The sequence below is a fragment of the Methanolobus profundi genome (assembly GCF_900114835.1).
Lineage (GTDB): Archaea > Halobacteriota > Methanosarcinia > Methanosarcinales > Methanosarcinaceae > Methanolobus > Methanolobus profundi.
The window spans coordinates 931,806-953,951 of the sequence record NZ_FOUJ01000001.1; the positions used below are offsets into that span (position 1 = coordinate 931,806).

Sequence of the window (22,146 nt, forward strand, 5' to 3'; positions counted from 1 at the left end):
ATCCAAATTCCCTCCTATTTTAATTAAATTTAATTAGTTTATATATAGATAATCCTTATTTGTAACTATAAGCAAAATATTGTAAGAATATCCCTTGAGACCAGTTCAAAGGTGGTTGTGAGGTAGGAAATGACCGATCATATCCTATCTCAGAGCTGGTATTTTGGATAGTTTACAGAAACTTTTTATCTGTATCATTCTTCGTCTTTGGTTTGCTGTTTAGGCAATACAGCCATGAGTACAACGGCTGTTGCTGCTATACAGGCCATTCCTTTCAGGATCTTGTGTTTCATTCATAGCCTCCTTTTCCTTATTTTACACTATCATCATTGTGTTTCTCAGCCAATACAATCCAATGAACTCGACTATGAACGATAGATAGACCACACCTTTGAGCAATCTGTAATTCATTTATTTTCTCCGTCGTTATTTTTATCAGGCCACATTGAGACTTGAGTATTGTCTGAACATATGCCAGTGTTTTCTGACAGATCACTGATTAGCCGTTTTTAATATAAGCATACTTAATAAGAAAAGCTTCATTATGAAATCGAATTCAAAAAAGAAGCTTTATTAAAGCTTCATTGCCACTATTATTCTTTAGAAACAAAATAAGAGATCGATGTCCTAAGGACTCCATTTCCACAAAGAATTTACTTGCATTGCATAACAGAACATCTGGATCGACCCGGATATGCTGCTGCAAGAACATTATATCAAGCATTAGCACTAACATGAAATAGAGTGGAGAAATGCCCTTTTGTTAGTACCCTGGGTTTATGGTAATAACTATGGATGAAAGACATATCTGCATCCTGTTGGGCATATGGGTATGATCAAGAGTGGGAACGCCTTTTAACAGCAGTGAAATATGGCTTTTTCTGTGATAAAAAAGCAATATTAATATGGATGTGATCGGTTTGAGATCTCGAGTAGTTCTGGGGGTATTGGGTCCTGTTCTGTGGTTGCTTTCCGGATTTCTTATCATACCGATGATGGTTGCTCTGTATTATGGGGAGCCACTGCATATTTTTGCTATACCTCTGGTCTCCGCAGTAGTTATTGCTTATATTTTTACATTATTCTTTAAAAGGCAGAAAGATGAATGGAATCGTAAGGAGGGGTTCTTCATTGTGGCATCGACCTGGCTTATTGCAGCAGTGCTCTATTCGCTTCCCTACATGTTCGAAGGCGTACCTCCGATAAATGCCCTGTTTGAATCCATGTCCGGAGTAACAGCTACAGGAGCAACTGCACTCCCCGACATTGAGAGCCATAGTAAAAGCCTGCTTTTCTGGAGAGGTCTGACCCAATGGCTTGGAGGCATGGGGATCATCATGTTGTTCGTTGCGATCTTACCAAAGCTCGGTGTTGCAGGGAGGCAAATGTTCCGTGCAGAAGTTCCGGGTCTTCAGGAAGAAAAACTGCGTCCGAGGATCAGAGAAACTGCAAAGATCCTGTGGCTTGTTTACATTATTTTATCTATTTCAGAATTCATTATCCTGAAGATCGTCGGATTGTCTACATATGATGCCATCACCCATACATTCACATCTATCTCATGTTCTGGTTTCTCTCCATATGCGAACAGCATAGCAACTTTCAGTGACCCTCTGGTAGAGGGTATTTTCGTTGTGTTCATGTTCCTTGGAGGAGCAAATTTTGCCCTTCACTACAAAACGATATATTCTGACAGAAAAAGTCTGATAAAGGATCAGGAATTCAAGTTCTACTTCCTGATAATTGTATCTGCAACCCTTGTTCTTGTCTATGAGCTTTACAGAGCCGAAGTCTATTCTATCACTGATGCTTTCAGATACAGTATCTTTCAGGTCATTTCTATTCTGACGACCACAGGCTATGCAAGTGTGGACTTTGATCTCTGGCCCGATTCTCCCAGGTTCATACTCTTTCTGCTAATGTTCATAGGAGGTTGTGCAGGATCTACATCAGGCGGTGTGAAAGTAGTGCGCTTGCTCCTTCTGCTGAAATACGCACAGAAGGTCCTTCTAAATGTTATCCATCCAAAAGCTGTCATACCGATCCGCTTTAACAACAAAAAAGTACCGGATGATGTTATTCATTCCATTGTGTCCTTCCTGGTGATATACATTCTGATCTTCGCTGTCAGCTCGACCCTGCTTTCCATGTTAGGAATGGATTTTATCACCACACTGAGCGCTTCCATTGCAACCCTTGGAAATGTTGGACCGGGGCTTGGTCTTGTAGGACCGATGGCCAGCTTTGATAACATACCGGATCCGGGAAAGCTGATACTGATCGCCAACATGTGGATCGGGAGGCTAGAGGTATTTACTGTTATTGTACTGTTAACACCTGCTTTCTGGAAACATTGAAAAAAGGAAATGGGACTTTGGTGTCTAAACACCTATTCCCCGTCAATCTTCCTTGCCTTACAGAACAGAACATTCTCCCCGTTCCACATATCAATATCCGGCAACACATCATCAGAACATTCGATATCTTCAAAGCCTTCCGGCTCCAGGATCCGTTTCAGGTCATCAGACTCAAAGAAATGTGTCCAGAAACGATAGACATCGAACTTGTCAGACTCGTCCGTCGCGATATGCTGGTACAGTATCACCTTTTCATCGGGGTAGAGAAAAGAATCCGAGAGTATCAGGTACGGCCTGTCCTTCCAGAAACCACTCTCTTCCATCTCCCATGTCCTTGCAGAGACTTTAGCTTCGAGGTTCCTGTTGCTCAGGACATCAAAGATGAAAACTCCACCCGGCTTTAAAGCCCTGTGTACGTTCCTGATGAGTATCTCCCTTTCATGTGGCCTCAGGACACCAAGGTCGGCGAAGACCATCATTACAAGATCGTACCTTTCCTCCTCATTGAGCTCAAGATAGTTCTGGTTCACATACTCGATATCCAGACCTTTTTTGGTGGCTTCCTTTCTGGCATATTCAATGGAATTCTTAGAAAAGTCAACGCCTGTGACCTGATGGCCTCTCTCTGCCATCATTTCACAATACAGACCCGGACCGCATCCAAGGTCGAGTATGGTCATCTTTTCCTTGTTCACCGGATCAAGGATCCAGTCAACCGTAATGTCAATACTTGACCTTTTCCGGCTTGCAAGATCCACATCCGGATCCAGGTGGATGTTCAACAACTGTTTCGAAATGTGGGCATCCGTCCACATAATCGCATTTCCTTCAGCATATAGCTGTGGCTTCTGTGTAAACTCAATAATATCTGTCAAATTCATAGGCGAGCCCTCCTTTAGTGGGAAAGTCCCGGGACTCAATATCTTCGATCAACTGCTAACAACTTCAATAGAACAGGATGCTTAGTTGTTGTTCATCACAATAGAAAGGATAGTACATCTTATTAAACTTTTGTGCTGCACTTCGTTGATGATCAATGTTGAACAGGTTTTTTGCATAACCTGAATTACAAATATAAATGATCAGAACATCTGTGACATGTTTGTTCGGTACCTCATCGGGTGGCTAAAAAGAAATTCTGGTGCAAAATGTGAAATTGGGGTTCGCATGCATCAAAAAATATACAGCAGGTGAGTAAATGAACAACAATATTCAATATCCCAGTGAAAATACTACCTTTTCTGAATTGATATTCAGATATAGGGACTACCTTTCTTTCTTCCTGTCGTCTAAATTATTTATATTACAAGATCAGAATCCTATTGGGGATCTTGTACAAAAGTATCCGGGAAGTGTAATATGAAATTACTCAAGAGGACTTTAATTCTGATGCTTCTTCTGTCGGTGCTAATACCACTTTGTTCGGCCAGCACTGCTGAAGAACAGGCAGAAATTATCAGTAGCTATGATCAGGACAATGAAGCACTGACCTTTGACAACAGTGCATGGAACTATGATGAGGACAACGATGTCTACTGGCAGATCAGTGTCGTTTATTGTTCCTCTCCTGAAACAACCGATTATGAAAGCATGGGGATCTATGTTCCGGGAGCCTACATGGACGCAACAGACAATGGTGACGGAACCTACACCTGTACCGTCAATACGGAAAACGAGATCAACGGTTACACTGCCAATACAGCACCGATCGTCCTTCCGGTGAACACTGCAGGCTACTCCGCACAGGCAGCTCCGACATCCTACAGTTATAACAGCATTTCAAGCTATCTTGAAGAAGGCTTTGTGTATGTATATGCCGGTATGCGTGGCAGGGACAATGGTTATGATGAGAACGATGAGCTTACCTACAGTGGCGGTGCCCCATGGGGTGTAACAGACCTGAAGGCTGCAATACGCTATTACCGCTTCAATCAGGACCTCCTTCCGGGAAACATGGAACATATCTTCACATTCGGCCACAGTGGAGGTGGCGCACAGAGCAGCCTTACAGGTGCCACCGGTGACAGTGCTCTTTACTACGACTATCTGAGCTCTATCGGTGCAGCTATGTATGATACAGATGGTAACTACATCAGCGATGCCATCTATGGAGCAATGTGCTGGTGTCCTATAACAAGTCTGGATCATGCCAATGGGGCATACGAGTGGAACATGGGACAATATTCCACTACCGGTACCCGTGCTGATGATACATGGACCTCAGCCATGTCCGATGACCTGGCAGAAGCATATGCATCTTATATCAACGAACTTGGGCTCATGGATGAGGATGGAGATGTCCTCACCCTTGAAGTTTCAGATAATGAGATCTATGCATCAGGAAGCTACTATGAATATCAGCTTTCGGTCATTGAAGGTTCCCTGAACAACTTCCTGAGCGATACCACATTCCCATATACCGCATCTGCCGGTATGACAATGGCAGACGGAGGATTTGGCGGAGACGGTGCCCCTGATGGAGAAATGCCTGATGGTGACTTCTCTGGAGGGGAAATGCCAGATAACAGTATTCAATCAAATGAGGATACATCAGAAGTGGTATCTGCATCATTCTTTGATAGTATTATCAATTTCCTGAACAGCCTGTTTGGAAATGATGATACTGCCACAGATGGTGACAGCACATCAGATGAAGATACTGACCAGTCCGCAGATACCTCGTCCACAACATATGAGACTGCACAGGATTACATCGATTCTCTTAATTCCGATGAAGTGTGGATCGAATATGATGCCGAAACGAACACTGCAAGTATTGTAAGTATTGAAGCATTTGTGAACCACATCAAGAACCCATCTAAGGACGTAGGTGCTTTCGATGACCTGGGCCGTGGACAGGCAGAGAACACACTTTTCGGAAATGATCAAAGCAATGCCCTTCATTTCGACACCGTCATGGCAGCTCTTCTGGAAGAGAAACAGGAGAAGTATGCCGAATACGATGACTGGGATCCTTCATATATTGAAGAATATCAGAATGACCTTCAGGCTGTTGATAAGTTCGAGAATGGTATCGAATACCGCATGAATGCATACAACCCAATGTACTACATCAGTGACTACTATGAGGGCTACGGTACTTCAACAGTGGCACCTTACTGGAGGATACGAACAGGTATAGAACAGGGAGATACTGCTACAACGGTCGAGTCAAACCTGGCACTGGCACTGGAACAATACGATGAGGTTGAAAGTGTTGACTTTGAAACAGTCTGGGCACAGGGTCACACCACAGCAGAACGTACAGGTGACAGTACGGAGAACTTCATTGCATGGGTAAATGAGTGTTCTGCTCAGCAGTAAATGACAGAATGAATGTGTTTTAGAGAACACAAAGAAGTTGACGGTGGTAAATTTATTTCCCCGTCAACTCATATTTGATTAATTACCTATTGCATATCAATAAAGTAATACATGTATCACAGGCGGACCAATGATGGGACAAAGTAAGAACTACAATATAGTTCCCATTGACATGGGAAGATCCAATGCGTATCTAGTATACGGTTCTGAACAAGTGCTCCTTATCGATACAGGCTGTTCCGGAAATATTAACAATTTAGAAGAAGCTCTGGAACAAAAAGAACTTCTTATCACCGATATTGACCTCATTATCATAACACATTCCCATTATGACCATGTGGGAAACCTTGCCGAGATAAAAGAAAAAAGCGGTGCAAGGGTTCTGGCTCACAGGGATGCAGCCTGTTACCTGAAAAAAGGGCACACACCTTTTCCAAAAGGGACAATGATGCCTTTTAAGATCATCAGTAATACGGGAAATCGTTTCTTTTCCAGTGGTGGCAGATTTACTCCTGTAGAACCGGATATTGTAATTGAAGGTGATTATGACCTGTCAACATCTGAACCCCCGGTAAATATTATCCACACTCCAGGTCATACCTCCGGTTCCATATGCGTAATAGTCAATAATGAAGATGCAATTGTTGGTGATACTCTTTTCAATATCATTCCGGGAACTGTCTACCCACCTTTTGCCAATGATGAGACTGAACTGATCAAAAGCTGGGAAAAGTTGCTTTCAACCGGATGCAATACTTTTTATCCCGGACATGGAAAACCATTCTCACGCGAAAAGTTCAGGAAATGTTTTGAGAAAAGAAAAAATAAATGAACTGCTTTTTGGCTGGAAATATCCGTATCACAGTGAATAGCGCCATAAGTTAACTTTTCTCAATCAGCTTTTTTCATGTATAGCAGGTAAAGTCCTGAAAAAACATGTGCACGCTACTATATTTTGCTAAAAACAGCACACTGCAAGCTACTATTCCAACACCAGTTACATTTAAATATCAGATATACTATTGTTGTCATAACAACTGTTGCTTTGACAACAGTTGGAAAAACGGATGATCATTATGACACAATTGAGAGAAACATTGAGATCAGATGGAAACGATCTGAACAGCATGTCAGATGCTGAACTGTTCGCGTGGGTATTCGACGTTGACCGACGAATTATCCTGCTGGAATCCATGAAAAAGCACTCTGTACTGAAGGCATCTTATATTGCCCAGGAAACAAGCAGGTCCGTACAGAACATAAGTCATGCTCTGAAGGAATTCAGAGAACATGGATTCATTACATGCCTTAATCCTGAAAAAACAACATGGAAAAAGTATATAGTCACTGATAATGGAAAACTGTTATTGGAAAGACTTGATAATTTCAATAACTGATCCCTGCCAAAGAAAAAGAGGCTGTTAACGTCAGGTTGTTCGCATTCCTCTTTGCTATTCTTTTATTTTGGGCTAAGCACCCATATTCCGGTTCAGAGTACTTTTACTAAACAATACAGTTAAGTATTAAATAATCATAAAAGTTGTGAAGACAACAGTTGTTTCGACAACTAGCAGCAGAGGAAAATAAATGAAATACATACCCCTTGGGGCATACATCTCAATGACCTATCGGAGTCATTTTGTTAGGATCAATAACCAGATGAAAGAACTTGGACTTTCATCAGGCCAGTTTCACGTACTCATGGTACTTGCTGATCAGCAGGGTATTACACAGGATTTCCTGGCAGGTTCACTGCTCATTGACAAAGGAACAGTTGCCAGAGCGGTAAATATTCTTGAGAAAAATGGGATCGTAAGACGCATCCCGGATGAAAACAACCGCAGAGCTGTGCTTGTTTACCTGACCGAGAAAGGTGAAGAGCTCATCCCTGAGGTGGAGAAGATAGACAGAGAATGGGAAGAAGCTGTCTTAAGAGATCTTACAGAAGAAGAGAAAGATCAGGCTAAGTCCTTGCTCCGCAAGATAGCGCAGAACAGCTACGCAAATGCTTACGAAAAAGGTGACAGAAAATGGAAGGAATTTCCACTGAAAGACCATTAGAACATCAAAAACAGAATTCAAAGCAAAAAAATGAGACTTTAAAGCTCATAGTCATCCTCAGTGCATCCATGCTCACCATCATGGGTTCAGCAGCCGTAGCACCGGCACTTCCGGAGATGTTAGAATTCTTTGGTGATATCCCTGACGCAGGTCTGCTGGTATCCATGGTAGTCACACTACCGGCACTGGGTATCATTCTCAGTTCACCCTTCATCGGCATCCTCGCTGACAGATACAGCAGGAAGAACATGCTCATGGTCTCCCTTGCCATATTTGCAGTTGTAGGAGTCACCGGTGCTGTTCTTAATTCACTTTACGTAATACTTGCTTTCAGAATATTACTTGGAGTTGGAATTGCAGGAATGACGATCTGTGCCACAGCCCTGCTCGCAGACAACTATTCCGGTGCTGAACTTAAGAAAAAGATAGGACTGCAATCTGCATGCATGGGTTTTGGAGCTGTGGTCCTTGAAGTTGCAGGTGGTGCTCTTGCAGATATCAGCTGGCATGCACCTTTCTACATATACCTCATCTCACTTCTGATAATCCCTGGAGCTATGATCTCGATTAGTAGTTCAAAAAGCAATAATAAAAATGACCATCATGCTGAAAATATTAATGCTGAAAGGCATTTTAAAGAAAAGAAACTACAACTCAAAAGTATCGCTCTTATTTATGTAGCCACATTCACACTAATGGTGCTTTTCTTTTCAGTACCAACAAAACTTCCATTCGTACTGGACGAGAAAGGGATCACATCAGCATTACTAATTGGTGCTTTGATATCAATTCCAGGACTTTTCGGTACTGTTGGAGCACTGGCACAAGTAAAGGTCTCAGGTTTCGTTACAGAGATGAAGACAAATCTCTTCTTCTTCATAATGATGGGAGCAGGCGTATTCATCCTCTCCATTGCACCTGATATGCCATCTCTTATAGCCGGGCTGATAATAACAGGGATAGCTTTTGGTATCATAAACACCACGAACCTTAGCTGGCTTGGAAGGATCGCACCTGAGGAATCCCGTGGAAAGATATTCTCAGGATTTACTACTGTGCTTTTCCTCGGACAGCTCGCAAGTCCCCTGATAATCCAACCGATCCTTAAAACCGGAACACTCTACGATGCCTACGCATTCCTTGGAATTGCAGGGATCGGACTTGGATTGATATTTGGTATTGTCAATGCCACTGGAGTTATCGAACAACCTCATATGGTGATCGAACAGCCTATGGGAATAGGATCAAAAGAATAGAAAAGATCATTATAAGGAACATGTAAGATCCTGCTCATCAGGATCTTGCAAACTACTGCTCTTCTACCCACTCATCACTGACCAGGACACCATCCTGGAATGTGATCACCCTGTCAACATACTTCACATGCCATGGTTCATGTGTCACCATTACAATGGTCTGGCCATAATTATCGTTCAGGTCCTTGAACACTTCCAGTACCTGTTCTGAATTTCTGGTATCAAGGTTTGCACAGGGCTCATCGGCAAACATAATGTCAGGTTTTTTAGCAATGGCCCTTGCAATGGCCACCCTTTGCTTTTCCCCACCTGATAACTCATCAGGGATCCTGTCATGTTTATCTTTCAGGCCAACCTTGTCAAGTGCTTCAAGGGCAACTTTATAGGATTCCTTCTTAGACTTGCCTTCCATCATGGAAAGAATATACACATTCTCTGCAGCGGTCATCTCATTGATAAGTGCATAGTCCTGGAACACATAACCCACCTGTGTTAACCTGTAATAGCTCCTTTCCGCCTCGGGCAGGCTGGAAACCTTCAGACCCCTGATGGTGTATTCCCCATCCGTTGCATCATCAAGCAATGCCAGAATTCTCAGGAGGGTTGTTTTACCACATCCCGATGCTCCCATAATGGCTACGAACTCACCTTTGTTGATCTCAAAGGAAACACCATTAAGAGCTTTAACTGTCATATCCCCTGAACCATAATACCTTTTCAGGTCCTTTACAGTGATCATTATCAGCGTCCCCATATGGCTTTGAGTATACTTTCCTTTGATACGCTCCATGCAGGCAGCGTTCCGGCGATCACCGACAGAGTGAGCATTGTAGCTATGCTCTCGATAAGCAGCATTACATCTATCTGCGGCCTTATTTCCATAGTCTCATAGAATACCACCGGATTTGCCTGGAAATAGAGCATAAGTGAGAGATACAATATCAATCCTGCAAAGATCCCGATCGAAACATAGAACATACTTAAGAATGCATAGGACAGGACTATCGACCTTGGAGTGATCCCCACAGCTTTCAGGATGCCGATCTCCTTTTTCCTGTTGAGTATGTTGATGTAGATTATAATAAGTATCAATGCTGCACCGACTATCAGACCCACGAATTTCGACATAGTGTCTATAGCACCCAGACTTTGCATTGCCTGCCTGATAAGGGTCTCTGATTTATCTGCCCATGTGAAGATCTTTTCGTTCACCCCGGCTTCCCTTATCTTGTCCTTCATTTCATCTTCAGTACCCTGTTCATCTATCCTGACCACTACACTGGTAGCCTTGCCGCTATCCAGGCCGTATACATCTTCTATCTCTTTGTAATGGACCATAGCATTCAGGTCCACAAGTTCAAAATTACCTTCCATGATGCCTTTGACCTTATAGGTCCGCTTCACACCATTGCTGTATGTTACATCAACAAGTGATCCTGTTCTGGTTTCACCCAGATCATCATAAATTTCACCAAATGTCGTACTTGTACCTGAGATAATAGAGCCGATGATGATCTCATCACGGGAAAGATCACCCAGAAAATCCCCTTCTTTGATAATGTACGGATATTGTGAAATATCATATTCTTCCGTAGGGATCACACCTGTGATGGTCGCTCCCACAACATTCTGTTTATGTTCGATAGATGCTCCCACATCCAGCCTCTTGGTTGCAGCCCTCACACCTTCCACAGCACGGACCTTCTTCAGGACATTATCGGCATTGTTGATGTAGGTATTATCACCTGTAGGTTCGATAACAATGTCCCCATAAGGATAATCACGCATGAAACCTGTGAACAGGACCGTCATCCCTCCTATCATCGAAGGGAGAAAAACAAGGTTCATAAAGATAAGTGAAAGCACAAAAACAATGAATACCAATGTTTTTTTGTTGCCTCTCTTTATGCTGCTGCCTGCAATGAGTGCTCCAACCCTGATATCATCTATCATACCGGACACCTCTATTCTTCTGTGTCCTCACCCGGGATGCTACCGCCTTCCATTAGCTGCTTGATGATCTCATCCTTTGACCTTTTAGTCCTGTAATTGTTATAGGCCAGTCCACCAATGACCGCCAGAAGCAGCAATACAACAATGATAGTTCCTGCCCCGCCACTCTTTTCCATAACTATGACATTGACCTTCGTCTCGATCTGCTCCTCCCCGAAATCATCGATATAAGTGATGATCACCGGGATCTCGAACTCTCCTTTCTGGTCTGCAATAAAAGTGATAACTGCAGGTCCATCCTCATCAGGGTCAAGAGTTCCGATGAAGGATTCTTTCAGTCCTTTGAATGGATGGTCTGCATAGACACGTATCGAATTGATGGTCCTGTCACCGGAGTTCTCGACCCTCATGGTAAGTTCCACAGTATCATCCACATAAGGAAGAACAGGATCGACCTTTACAGATGCGAGGTTCAGACTTCCTTTTCTGTCAAGAACGGTTATCTGAATATCATATTCATCCTTCTGAACACCGTAATCATCCTCATATTCTATGATGACTGGTATTTGAAATGTTCCTGAAATGTTAGCCTTGAACTTGAACGATGCTGTCTGAGTGTCATTTGCTGCAAGTGCCCCTATAGTGGAACCTGTGATCCCTTTAAAATCATGTTCCAGATAGACCTCTACGGACTTTGCTATTGAATCCCCGAAATTCTGTATCTCAAGATCAAGATCAACCGTGTCACCGGCATAGATATACTTCGGATCGGTACTGACAGAAGCGATCCTTGGTTCTGCGTGCTCACCTGTAACTATGATCTCAACTTCATAGTACGCTGTTCTTTTGGCATCCGTACTTCCGTATGTAAGTTTCAGTTTAATGATATGAGGACCTGGAGTAGCATCCTGGGTCGTTCTCATATGGTATATCAACTGCCTCTCGCTATCTTTATAGACGAACTGAGGAATTTCAGTGGCAAGGTCCTCTGTAACTATAATGTCAGGTGGAATACTGATTATCTCGAATGTGATATCTTCAGGCACCTGGGTCCCGCAATTCTCAAGGCTTATCCCCACAGTGAACTCTTCATCCCTGCCAACAGAACTTGGACTGATATCTTCCACTACTGCTCTTAAACATTCATCCCCGGATGATTCTGCCTGAACAATACTTGCTCCTGCCATAAGGATTGCAACGATAACCAGAAATGAATAGATAGCTTTTGTATTTCGACCCATCCTCTACTTAACTCCCTTGTATTCTTCCTAAATTACAAGTTATTATTAGAAAATGTGTAAATTATCATGTATATAGACTTTGGACATAACAGCAGATCGAACCGGGTGAAAGATGTCTATGGGGAGATCGTGCTAACTAAGGAAAAATACCATTCTTGCTCCAGGAAGGTCAAACATCCCTTACAAGCCGTAATCCAACACGACTACTGTTCCTTCTTACAACCGAAGGCAGGTAATAGCGACTTGCAGATCGGCATCCCACAGCAGGTGTCTGCCAGCTGCCTCCCCGCAGCACCCTCATAGACCTTGATCCATCAAGATCCTCTCTTGCACTGCCATCCCGGGGAGCATTGTCATAACTGTCATGATAGACATCCTGCATCCATTCCCAGAGATTCCCGTGCATATCATACAATCCCCAATTATTGGGTTTTTTCTCTCCAACTGGATGAGAACCGATATCCTGATTCCCATAATAACAATATGGATCAAGTTCAGTTTCACTATCACCGAAAGAATATCTCGTAATACTGCCTGCCCTGCATGCATATTCCCATTCAGCTTCAGATGGCAGACGGTATCTGACCGTATCCTCTTTTTCGTTCAACCTCGCAATGAACTCCTGTCCAGCACTCCATGAGACCCTGTCCACAGGTCTCCCGGACCCTTTGAACTTAGAGGGATCGTTCTCCATTATCTCAGACCATTGTTCCTGTGTTACCAGATATCTTCCAAGATAGAATGACCTTTTAATATTCACTTTATGAACAGGACCTTCGTTTCTGTACCAGTTCTTTTCAGGCACCACGGAACCCATTTGAAACTCGCCGGAAGGGATCGATACGAACTCCATCCCGATCGAATTGACCAGAGTGACAGGATGCTCCCGCCTTGCTGTTCCTGAGATATAGCCTGTTTGCAGATCCATATCATTGACTTCCTGTATACGGACAATAAAAAAAGATGAGAAAACGGACTATGCACACATCAGTTCCATTTAGGGATCTTTACATGGAACGAACTTCCCTGTCCGATCTCGCTCTCTATCCAGATATCTCCCTGATGGGCAGCCACAGTATCCTTGCAGATATACAGACTGGATTCAAATCCCTGGAACATCCTGGCAATAGAATCATCCGCCTGATACATCTTGTAGAACAGACGTGGTATCAGGTCCTGTGCTATACCCTCGCCATTATCCTTTATGCTCACATGCAGGTGTCCGTTCTCTTCATAGACATCTATCCCTATGCTGTTACCTTTAGGCGTGAGATTGATAGCATTATGGATCAGGTACACGAACATCTCTGTCAGCTTATCCTTATCACCTTTCACAGGCGGCAGACCTGTGGGTATATTCTTTTCAAGAGCAAGCTCTTTCTCATCGATAAGCAGGATCTGGTTCAACAGGACATCAGAAAGTACAGTGCCTAAACTCACCGGTTCAAAGGAATACTCGATCCTGCCTGACTGCTGAAGGTCACTATAAAGTACCGCATCGATAAGCAGTTTCAGTCTCTCGGAGTTGTTCAGTAATGCAGAGATAGCCTCCTTCTGGGAATCATCCAGCAGGTTCAGAGTTTCATCGTCCAGTGCATCGAAACTATGTAAAAGGTCATGACCTTTCCTCATACTATCCTCGAGGAACTCCTCCCTGATCATATTCACCGATCGAAGCTTTGTATTAGCTTTTGATAATTCTTCGGAGTACTTGCTCAGAGCACCTATCAACTGCTTCCTCTGGATAAGTTTCCACATACCCTGCATGAGAAGTGTGAGCTGGCGAACATCGGATTCATCATAGTTCTCCTCCTTGTTACCGACACCCACAACAGCAACGATATGATCACCATCGAATATTGGGACATTCATATGTCTTATAAGTTCGACATGTCCCTCAGGATAACCTTTCTTCATTGGGTCAGGAGCAGCATAATCGTTAGTTATGATAGCCTTTCTTTGTTTTACAGCCTCACCCCAGAGTCCTGTGGATTCTACAGGATAGATGAACTGCCTGTCACTTATCCCACACTCTGCCATTGCATTCTTTGACCACGAATGCATGATAAGATCAGTTTCACCGGCATTCATGAATGCAAGATAACCAAGCTTGCTCTCGGTAAGTCTTACAGCCTCTTCCTTAACGAACTCAGCTATCTCATCAAGGGAATCACCTGTCATCTCATTGAGCCTGATAAGAGCTTCCAGTCTGGATTCGTTCAAATGCTTTGCCTTTTCGGCCTTCTTACGTTCAGTTATATCACGTGCAACGGAAAGGATCGTCTTCTTACCATTGTAATTGATCATCCTTGCATTGATCTCCAGAGGGATAACAGAACCGTTTTTACAGATCGCTGCTGCCTCGTACATGACCTTATGGTCCCTTTCGATCACCTTGATAAGTTCACAGGCACGCTGTACATACCATGAAGGAACAATGTCTATAGGGGATGAATTCAAAATAAAGTCCTTTGAATAACCAAGACTATCTACTACCACCTTGTTAACATCTATGAGATTACCGTTCAGTTCACTGACATAGATCTGGTCATTGATGTTGTTGAAGATCGTCTTGAACCTGTGATCAGCTTCCCTGAAGCTCTCGTTAGCGATCCTGTGCTCGATCTCGATAGCTGCCAGATCAGCATTGGCTTTCAGGTACTCGTAACATGTTTTCTTGGGTTTGTTCGGGAAATTGAAATACATCAGGAAGACACCTAATATCTCACCGGTGGAGGCGGTGATGAGCTCTGCCCAGCTGGCTTTAAGACCTGCTTTCTTTGCAAGCTCCCTGTGTCTTGCCCAATATGGATGCACCTCTATATTATCGACTATCACCCGTTCTCCCATATAGAGTGCAGTACCTCCCGAACAAACTCCGTATCCTATCTCCAGCCCTTCTAGAGCTTCTTTATAAAATGAAGGAAGATTAGGTGCAATGACACGACAGATATGCTGATGCTGCTTATCCAGTAGCATAACGGCACATGTAAGCCCTTCGCGGATCCTTTCCGCATTGGTGACAAGTAGTCCCAGAACATCCTCAAGTGAGATCTCAGTAAGCACTTTCCTTCCATGGTTCTTCTGTTGATGGACTATCATTTGATGGTGCTTACGCTCAGTGATATCAGTTATCGTGCCTTCGAGGTGGATATTGTCCTTGTCATAGACCTTTATACGAACCCGGTCCTCAACAAAACGCACCTCATCGAACCGGCTCAGTATCCTGTATTCCTGAATGAACTCAGGTAACTGTTTATTAAGGTACTTGAAAGCCTTCATTACAGCTTTCCTGTCATCAGGATGGATAAGGTCAGCAAATTTTACCTTACCTGAATAGAGTTCTTCAGGTGCATAGCCGAACTGTCTTACATTGTTAGAAATATACTTTACCGGAAGACCTTTTTCGACTTTCCTTGATATCACAATAACTGGACTATTGTTTATCACCGATTCCATGCTGATATCTAGATCTGGTTGTAAGCTCATGTTTTTACCACAGATTATGTTAATTCCTGAATTACTCTTCGATCAAATGAAAATACAATGCTGAAGAACTATACCATAAAAAATGGGGATCATACTGCAGGCATGTCCCCTGTTGAGAATGATCTTATCTCCCTGTAGCTTATCGCCTTTACAGGACAGACACCAACACACCTCTTACAGCTCATTCCAAGACACAGATGAGCGGTATAATCCACATAGACATGTCCGTCCTTCGGGACAACATGTAGTGCCTGCTCGGGACATTCACGTTCACATATCTTACACTGCATGCAGCCACTGGATTCCTCTTCAATGATCATATCCAGGTCCTTTATGATCTTCAGACCCTGATATCCAGTGTCATCGATATCCTTATTGACCCTCTGTTCGATCGAAGGTATATCTGTGACCTCTGGCAATCCGGGCATTCCATATGCTTCAAGGAAATGATTATACATCTCAGCCTGCATACCTTCGGTCCAGTAGGCCAGTTCACATGCATAGATGTTCTTGAAAGTGTCATTGGAAGCCAGCATTATGTGATCTGCCTTTATCCTGTCAGCAAGCTCCACGATCTCATCCAGTTCAAAGTTCCCGAGAACCACGTCCTTTGCGAGTTCCAGTGACGTATTTCCGAACTGTACGATGTTCTTGGAGAACACAGGAGCAAGTCCTATCTTCCTTCCTTTCTCTGCATCGACATAGGTCCCTGATGCACCAGACATATACATGTACTTCAGGTCCTCATACTTCAACCCGGACTCGATCAGCAATGTAAGATGAGCTGCTCTTATGGCACCGATAGCTTTTCCTGCCTCGGCTATGTCCTCGTCAGTAAGAAGGACGGTCTCACCAAGTACAAGTCTGCCCTTTGGCAGTTCAGGTAACTTCTTTATCAGGCCGGTATTTACAGCCAGAGAAATAGCTGAGATGACACCGGTTCCTGTGATACCTCTTGCATAGACCTCACCCTTTTCAACGATGACACCTGTTTCCGGATCGATCAGGTCACCTTTTCCAGGTTCCATATTCTCATCCAGAACCGTCATACGCCAGAAGCCATCCTCAATATTCACATCTGAAATAGCTCCCGGACTGGCAAGCATTCCGCATTTGATACCCTGACCTTCGATCGAAGGACCTGCTGCTGCACTGCATGTTACGATACGGTCACCGACCTTCAATGCCATCTCAGCATTGGTACCGTAATCAGTGACTATGGCGATCTCTTCCTGCCTGATGAAATCGGTCTTTATCATCATTGCAAGAGCATCGGCACCGATCTCATGTTCGATGGAAGGAAGGACTATGATCTCACATTCGTCCAGACCTGAATCGATACCAAAGATATCACTGCCTTTATAGATCCTAAGACCTCTTTTCACTTCCTCGATACCAAGCCTTCTCTGCATGTTCTTACCTGCATAGGCAAGATCCCTTATCTCGATATTCTGGAAAAGGGATAACTGGATAGGATTTCCACATACAGCTATCTTTGTGATCATCTCCAGAGGGATGTGTAATTCATCGAGCATCTTGTGGATAGTGTGGGTCATTATCTTGTTCGCACTATCCTGTCCTACCTGAATTGCAAAACCCAGGTGATCGATCACGTTCCCACCGGGAAGTGGATGCCTCATTGTCATTACTGTTTTTACAGCACTCTTTTTACTAAGGTTCAAAAGCTGCAACCGAAATCCGCTTGTTCCCAGATCCAATGCAATTCCGTACAAATTATTCCTCCTTTTGATAGTGAATTTTGAAAGGCTGCTGACCATTCACTGTTATATGCCGAATAATCTGTGAGATAAGTATAAATAACGAATTCGAGCAAAAAATAAGAGCTGGCGATATAATCAACAGCTCAAACGTGAATGATATGATCGATAGAACAACGCCTTTATCAAAAAATAATGCGATCGATAATATCAATGCTATTTATTTTATACTGAAACGATAGATAGATCGTCCATTTGTAAAGAGAAAAGGTCGCAGAGCCTTGTATTGTGTGGAGAGACCCTGCGACATGTGTAGATGGTACGTAGAATATCGCACAGTTGTGTAGAAATGGTATCTAATCATATCTTGAAGGCTGATCTCTAATGTTGGAAGTAGAGTGGATAGACCCTTGCAGTGCGATAGTCCCTGCATCTACGTGCACCTGTCACGTCATGACAGGTTTACAATTCCTAGTATCTGGTAAAAGGATATATAATAACCTCTGGTAATTGATCGATGATGCAATTATTATCAATAACGTAAACCTGGTCAAAATGATTGATCGTGAGAACAGGCAAATTCCAGATATAAGCATACAAAAGAACAGAGATATAAGAAGAATTTAAGCCATTGATATTATCAAAAGTGTGGATCAGGAGATGTGCAGGTTCCACTTGAAAAGAATGATTCCTCGCTCAAAGACCTTGGTAAAGAAAGAAAAAGGATCATTTGACCTGTTCTGCAAGGCCTCTGTAATGCAAAAAGAACTCCTGACCCCATTGTCGTGCAGTATCTTCAAAACTTATAACCTTTTTATGATCGAAGAATCCCTTCTTGTTGAAGAACGAGAGCAACAGAAGATTATCCGTGACCGAGATCGCACCTGGTTTTATAATATTCTCATCACAAACGAACAGATGTGAGTTCTGGGATTCCATGATCGCATTATACTGCTCGGTGTACTCTTCCTTCAGTCTTTCATATACCGGCCTGGTAAGGATAAGGTTGTAATTCACTTCCTTTCTTGCCAGTTCTGCATAGTTGTTAGGACATGTGGGACAGAAGTACGAATAGAACGTGCATACATTCTTTGTCTGTTTAAGACTTGTAAGCAACTCCTTTGGTGGTTCGAAAAGATGGTTCAGGTCCGGTTCATGTATCATAACATCACCAAGATCCCCGATCCTGTCAAGCAACATATCAGGTACTGCACCCAGATCCCTGCTTGCCCAGAAATCCTTGTTCCCTTCCACAACGTTCAGAGCCTCTATTAATGGTTTTATCTTCTTGAGAATTATCTGCCCTACATGGGTCAATCTGTACTCATCATTCTCCTGTTCGATCAGTCCCTGCTCAAGAAGTATCTTTATCTGAGCCATGATCGCACTGGTGGTACCATTGATAGAACTCTTTATCTCATCGATACTTGCCGGTTTTTCCATCAACATGATAAGAGTGTTCTTCCTCTTCTCTGACAGAAATACTGTACTAATCAATTCTGTTTTCATGGTTAGCTCACCTGCCCTTCCTTTGATAGGGTCACCTGGTCCGACCGAACGCAACTGACCTGTAACTGGTAAAATACTGCCATTTTTTCACCTGAGATAAGGGGACCACAGCGACCCCCATTATTATTGACCTGGTCTTTCTCCAAATGTGTGATGATATCGCTTGATGACAGATCCGATATAGTTGGATGTCATCCTGGATGATCTTTTTGACATGAAATTGTTCAGTGGGAACTCTGTATGACAATGTGTGCATCTGGCAAGTTCACAACCCCTGACCAGACTTGGACATCCTGTACATAGTTTTGCCCTTGAGTAGAATAGGTTGAAGGTAGTACCACACTCAGGACAATGTAGCATCCTGTTCGCGTCGTAGAAACTCTTGTTGACCCCCTTCCTTTGAAGCTCAAAAGAATATCTTTCATCACGCTTCAGGTCATCGATAAATCTTTTCTCATCTGACATCTTTTTCACCTTGTTGACTGCCATACATGATTTTGAGTTCAGGTATATATATAACGAATTATGCAGGAAAATCAAATAGGCTCAAGAAATCTGTTGTCAGCAAAAAAACAATGGTCTTGATAAAATCAAAGCCTTGAACATAACAACTGGATCAGATATAATAATCTGTTTTATCCATATTTTATACATATAAAAAATGAGGAAGATATCTGAACAGAAAAAAGATACCTTCTGGCAAACTGCATTTTGCAAACTATCCAGTATTCCCTTATTCTATAACTGGAACGATCAAAAATGGTGTGTTAAAAATGAGAGCAGGTATTTTGTGAGGATCCATGGCATTTCAGAGATTGTTCGAGCCTGCGTATATTGGGAAATGCCATCTCAAGAACAGGATCATCATGGCACCTATTGGTAATATCAATATGGCAGACCCCACCGGACGTCCTCTTGATAAGATGACAGAGTACTTCAAAGAAAGAGCAAAGGGTGGAGCAGGACTATTGATAACCGGCCTTGTCCCTGTTTCCTATGGTATCGACCCCTGCCTTTACGAAGAGAACAACACAACATATTTTCCCCGTATCGATGGTTCTTCCAGAACAAGACTTAGCGGATGGAGAGACCTCACAGCAGCGGTCAAACCATATGGATCAAAGATATTCATTCAGCTTTCACCCGGACTTGGAAGAGTAGGTTCTCCTGAACCTGCATTGAAAGGAAAGATACTAAGATCTGCTTCATGGAACAGGAACTTCTACATACCCCAGGTACCTCATCTTCCACTTTCTGATCGCAAGATAAAGAAGATCATCAAAATGATGGGACAGAGTGCAGCTAATGCGAAAGTATCAGGGTTCGATGGTATCCACCTGCACGGACATGAAGGATACCTGATGGACCAGTTGACATCTGCACCCTGGAACCGAAGGATCTTCGGCAGGTACAGGAACAGGTTCCAGTTCGGTATCGATGTTGTCAAGGAAATAAAGGAACGTTGCGGAGAGGATTTTCCTGTGATCTACAGAATAGATCTTACACAGGCGTTACAGGAAAGTTATGGAAATGAGGTTTTCAGGAAACGTTTCCACGGAAAAGAAAGAGATATTGAAGAAGGACTTCAGTTCTGTAAAGCTCTCCATGAAGCAGGTGTGGATGCATTCGATGTCGATAAGGGATGTTATGATAACTGGTTCTGGCCACATCCTCCTTCCTATTTTGATGATGCTATATACGTCAAAGAAATGGCCGGCAAGCTAAAGGAGTTCTTCAGACAGGAAGGAATCGATACAAAAGTGATAGCTGTAGGTAAACTTGGAAAACCTGAAACTGCTGAAAATGTCCTTGAAAAAGAATGGTCAGACTTTGTGATGCTTGGAAGACCTCTGCTTGCCGATCCATACTGGCCTGCTAAAGTAAAAGCTGGCAGAACAAAAGAGATCATCCATTGTATAGGCGACCATGAAGGCTGCATGGAATCGTTCAAAAAAGGCGGCCATCCCTGCTGTTCAGTGAACCCTTACACCGGTTTTGAGGATACAAAGAAACTGGTCAGATCAGATACTATAAAGAAAGTGGCTGTCATTGGTGCCGGTCCTGCCGGTTGTGAAGCTGCTATGACCGCATTCAAGAGAGGACATGATGTAACTCTCTTCGAAAGAACTGACAGGATTGGCGGTCAGTTGTTCACTGCCGGTAAGATGGCAATAAAACATGATATCCGAAGGTATCTCGATAACCTGCAGTACCAGATAGGACTTATGGAGAAGAAAGGTCTGAAACTGGAGTTCAATAAGGAGATCAGGAACCATGACATCGCTGATCAATATGATGTTATTATCTGCTGCAACGGACTGCGAACATCATTACCTGATATCAATGGGATCGATAACGTTGATCATATCGAGGCACGGGAGTTCCTGAACCGGAACATGAAGCTTTCGGCAGGTGTTAAAGATATAATGGTAGTAGGCGGTGGGATGATCGGTTGTGAGATCGCTTATTCCCTTGCCTGTGAAAAAGGAATAGATGTAACGCTGGTAGGAAGGAATAAGGAACTTATGCCGGAGACCACACATGCCAACCGGGCACAGATGCTCTGGATGATGATGGGAAAAGGTTCACCATCTGGAAAGGAAGAGGATGTCCTTGAAAGAGCAATAAGGGTGTTGAATTCCTCTAATATAGTACGATTCTCAGATGGCAAAGCCCATGTTAAAGCTAACAGGGGAAGAAAAGACCCATACACACCCTGGAAGCCATTGATCCCTGAAAATGTAAAGGATCCCTTTGAAAAGGAACTTGACCCTGATGATGTGGAAGATATCATCATCGACACCGATCTTGTGATCTTTGCTACCGGTGGGAAGGCAGATGATGCACTCTACTATGAACTGCTGAAAAGAGATGCTGCACCAGAGATCTATTCAGTGGGGGATGCAAGTGGGACCGGAAGGGTCTGGGAAGCCGTTACCGGAGCTAATGAGATAGCCAGGAATATCTGATAATTCTCTGAATTCAAGAATAGGAACGCGATCGTGTGAATGTGATCAGATCACAAAAACTTCTCTTTCGTTCAACAACTGATAATATTCATGCTTTTGATAATATCAAAGGTGTTCTTTTTTTGCATACCGGGGTTTTTCTACAACATATAGATCCTGAATAGCCGATCTGCAATATCCACATTTTGAATTAAGAATATAGTATTGATAATAATTATTTTGTTGATTAATTACTCTAAGTTATTATATATATTCGTATGGGTAATGGT

General features: G+C 43.0%; 16 protein-coding genes. 7 read left to right on the forward strand and 9 right to left on the reverse strand.

What is annotated here, in order from left to right; genetic code table 11:
* The first annotated feature begins 920 nt into the window (after positions 1–920).
* On the forward strand, positions 921–2,357 hold the full coding sequence (locus BM008_RS04315; protein ID WP_091934224.1) for a TrkH family potassium uptake protein: 1,437 nt from the start codon (positions 921–923) through the stop codon (positions 2,355–2,357).
* A 32-nt stretch (positions 2,358–2,389) separates the two neighbouring features.
* Here the strand turns inward: BM008_RS04315 and BM008_RS04320 are convergent, their stop codons facing one another.
* The gene (locus BM008_RS04320; protein WP_091933625.1) at positions 2,390–3,238 is read right to left on the reverse strand and encodes a class I SAM-dependent methyltransferase; all 849 of its coding nucleotides are present in this window, start codon (positions 3,236–3,238) and stop codon (positions 2,390–2,392) included.
* A 478-nt stretch (positions 3,239–3,716) separates the two neighbouring features.
* On the opposite strand from BM008_RS04320, the gene BM008_RS04325 reads away from it, so the two are divergent.
* The 5 genes from BM008_RS04325 to BM008_RS04345 all read left to right on the forward strand — a co-directional run bounded on the left by BM008_RS04325 (position 3,717) and on the right by BM008_RS04345 (position 8,998).
* A complete protein-coding gene (locus BM008_RS04325) occupies positions 3,717–5,681 on the forward strand; it encodes a subtype A tannase (protein ID WP_143072274.1) in 1,965 nt (654 codons plus the stop codon).
* Positions 5,682–5,811: 130 nt separating this feature from the next.
* Positions 5,812–6,513, forward strand: coding sequence for an MBL fold metallo-hydrolase (locus tag BM008_RS04330; protein WP_245747865.1), 702 nt, complete (start codon positions 5,812–5,814; stop codon positions 6,511–6,513).
* A 244-nt stretch (positions 6,514–6,757) separates the two neighbouring features.
* Entirely contained in the window at positions 6,758–7,078 is a 321-nt protein-coding gene (locus BM008_RS04335; protein ID WP_245747866.1) for a sugar-specific transcriptional regulator TrmB, read from the forward strand.
* 190 nt (positions 7,079–7,268) lie between these two features.
* Positions 7,269–7,742 (forward strand): MarR family winged helix-turn-helix transcriptional regulator, encoded by a 474-nt coding sequence (locus BM008_RS04340; RefSeq protein ID WP_091933631.1) that lies wholly within the window; start codon positions 7,269–7,271, stop codon positions 7,740–7,742.
* Entirely contained in the window at positions 7,712–8,998 is a 1,287-nt protein-coding gene (locus BM008_RS04345) for an MFS transporter (RefSeq protein ID WP_091933634.1), read from the forward strand. Before BM008_RS04340 ends, BM008_RS04345 begins: the two co-directional genes overlap by 31 nt.
* 52 nt (positions 8,999–9,050) lie before the next feature.
* Here BM008_RS04345 and BM008_RS04350 read toward each other — a convergent pair whose 3' ends face one another.
* From BM008_RS04350 to BM008_RS04385, 8 genes are all read right to left on the reverse strand, one after another.
* Positions 9,051–9,737 (reverse strand): ABC transporter ATP-binding protein, encoded by a 687-nt coding sequence (locus BM008_RS04350; RefSeq protein WP_091933637.1) that lies wholly within the window; start codon positions 9,735–9,737, stop codon positions 9,051–9,053.
* A gap of 2 nt (positions 9,738–9,739) precedes the next feature.
* Positions 9,740–10,951, reverse strand: a complete 1,212-nt coding sequence (locus tag BM008_RS04355) for an ABC transporter permease (protein WP_091933639.1) — start codon at positions 10,949–10,951, stop codon at positions 9,740–9,742.
* An 11-nt stretch (positions 10,952–10,962) separates the two neighbouring features.
* Positions 10,963–12,192 carry a COG1361 S-layer family protein gene (locus BM008_RS04360; RefSeq protein WP_091933642.1) on the reverse strand — a complete coding sequence of 410 codons (1,230 nt, stop codon included), beginning with the start codon at positions 12,190–12,192 and terminating at the stop codon, positions 10,963–10,965.
* 169 nt (positions 12,193–12,361) lie between these two features.
* Complete coding sequence (locus tag BM008_RS04365; protein WP_091933644.1) at positions 12,362–13,120, reverse strand: formylglycine-generating enzyme family protein; 759 nt, start codon at positions 13,118–13,120, stop codon at positions 12,362–12,364.
* A 59-nt stretch (positions 13,121–13,179) separates the two neighbouring features.
* Positions 13,180–15,681: a GAF domain-containing protein gene (locus BM008_RS04370; protein ID WP_091933647.1), complete on the reverse strand. Its 2,502-nt coding sequence runs from the start codon at positions 15,679–15,681 to the stop codon at positions 13,180–13,182.
* An 89-nt stretch (positions 15,682–15,770) separates the two neighbouring features.
* The gene (locus tag BM008_RS04375; RefSeq protein ID WP_091934231.1) at positions 15,771–17,414 is read right to left on the reverse strand and encodes a methylamine methyltransferase corrinoid protein reductive activase; all 1,644 of its coding nucleotides are present in this window, start codon (positions 17,412–17,414) and stop codon (positions 15,771–15,773) included.
* A 711-nt stretch (positions 17,415–18,125) separates the two neighbouring features.
* On the reverse strand, positions 18,126–18,908 hold the full coding sequence (locus tag BM008_RS04380) for a helix-turn-helix transcriptional regulator (protein ID WP_091934235.1): 783 nt from the start codon (positions 18,906–18,908) through the stop codon (positions 18,126–18,128).
* 123 nt (positions 18,909–19,031) lie between these two features.
* Positions 19,032–19,397, reverse strand: a complete 366-nt coding sequence (locus BM008_RS04385) for a hypothetical protein (RefSeq protein WP_143072275.1) — start codon at positions 19,395–19,397, stop codon at positions 19,032–19,034.
* Positions 19,398–19,708: 311 nt separating this feature from the next.
* Here BM008_RS04385 and BM008_RS04390 point away from each other — a divergent pair, with 311 nt between their 5' ends.
* Positions 19,709–21,877 (forward strand): FAD-dependent oxidoreductase, encoded by a 2,169-nt coding sequence (locus BM008_RS04390; RefSeq protein ID WP_091933654.1) that lies wholly within the window; start codon positions 19,709–19,711, stop codon positions 21,875–21,877.
* The last annotated feature ends 269 nt before the right edge of the window (positions 21,878–22,146 follow it).

Bases quoted from the DNA above. Each gene is read 5' to 3' on its own strand.
- BM008_RS04320 (WP_091933625.1), bottom strand. From the start codon at position 3,238: ATGAATTTGACAGATATTATTGAGTTTACACAGAAGCCACAGCTATAT.
- BM008_RS04325 (WP_143072274.1), top strand. From the start codon at position 3,717: ATGAAATTACTCAAGAGGACTTTAATTCTGATGCTTCTTCTGTCGGTG.
- BM008_RS04330 (WP_245747865.1), top strand. From the start codon at position 5,812: ATGATGGGACAAAGTAAGAACTACAATATAGTTCCCATTGACATGGGA.
- BM008_RS04335 (WP_245747866.1), top strand. From the start codon at position 6,758: ATGACACAATTGAGAGAAACATTGAGATCAGATGGAAACGATCTGAAC.
- BM008_RS04340 (WP_091933631.1), top strand. From the start codon at position 7,269: ATGAAATACATACCCCTTGGGGCATACATCTCAATGACCTATCGGAGT.
- BM008_RS04345 (WP_091933634.1), top strand. From the start codon at position 7,712: ATGGAAGGAATTTCCACTGAAAGACCATTAGAACATCAAAAACAGAAT.
- BM008_RS04350 (WP_091933637.1), bottom strand. From the start codon at position 9,737: ATGATCACTGTAAAGGACCTGAAAAGGTATTATGGTTCAGGGGATATG.
- BM008_RS04355 (WP_091933639.1), bottom strand. From the start codon at position 10,951: ATGATAGATGATATCAGGGTTGGAGCACTCATTGCAGGCAGCAGCATA.
- BM008_RS04360 (WP_091933642.1), bottom strand. From the start codon at position 12,192: ATGGGTCGAAATACAAAAGCTATCTATTCATTTCTGGTTATCGTTGCA.
- BM008_RS04365 (WP_091933644.1), bottom strand. From the start codon at position 13,120: ATGGATCTGCAAACAGGCTATATCTCAGGAACAGCAAGGCGGGAGCAT.
- BM008_RS04370 (WP_091933647.1), bottom strand. From the start codon at position 15,681: ATGAGCTTACAACCAGATCTAGATATCAGCATGGAATCGGTGATAAAC.
- BM008_RS04380 (WP_091934235.1), bottom strand. From the start codon at position 18,908: ATGAAAACAGAATTGATTAGTACAGTATTTCTGTCAGAGAAGAGGAAG.
- BM008_RS04385 (WP_143072275.1), bottom strand. From the start codon at position 19,397: ATGGCAGTCAACAAGGTGAAAAAGATGTCAGATGAGAAAAGATTTATC.
- BM008_RS04390 (WP_091933654.1), top strand. From the start codon at position 19,709: ATGGCATTTCAGAGATTGTTCGAGCCTGCGTATATTGGGAAATGCCAT.